This is a genomic window from Neisseria sp. HMSC068C12 (genome assembly GCF_001814095.1).
Lineage (GTDB): Bacteria > Pseudomonadota > Gammaproteobacteria > Burkholderiales > Neisseriaceae > Neisseria > Neisseria perflava.
This window is the reverse complement of sequence record NZ_KV814799.1, coordinates 1-404: the sequence shown is the minus strand read 5'-3', so window position 1 is coordinate 404 and position 404 is coordinate 1. Positions and strand designations below refer to the sequence as shown.

Annotated in this window: 1 protein-coding gene; it reads left to right on the top strand. The window is 53.2% G+C overall.

All coding sequences use genetic code 11. The features are described from left to right. Positions 1-404, top strand: a 404-nt coding sequence (locus HMPREF2952_RS01990) for a DUF6531 domain-containing protein (protein WP_283120694.1), incomplete at both ends; no start/stop codon positions are given.

The window sequence follows — 404 nt, the reverse complement described above, 5'->3', positions numbered from 1 at the left end:
ACAGAGACTGACTTTGCATTTGACTCCCCGCTTCCACTTGTTTGGCAGCGCAGCTACTATTCCGACCAAATAGGCAACGGCTGGCTGGGACAGGGTTGGTCGCTGCCGTTCTCCATGCGTCTTGTCCGCACTGCCGACGGTTTCCTCTATATTGATGAACAGGGCAGGGAAATTTCGTTGCCGGATATCAGCGACGAAGCGGACGAGCCTTATTCCGCAGCCGACGAAGATGAAGACGATTTATATGAAGAAGAGGCTGCCCCAAGACCTGCTTCCGCCGAAGAAGATCCCTACGGTCTGGATAACGCCTATTTTGATCCTTACGAACAAATCTTCTTTTCTCAGATTTCAGACGACCTCTACCAAATCGCCTCCCCCGACGGCGGCGCACGGCTACTGTTTGC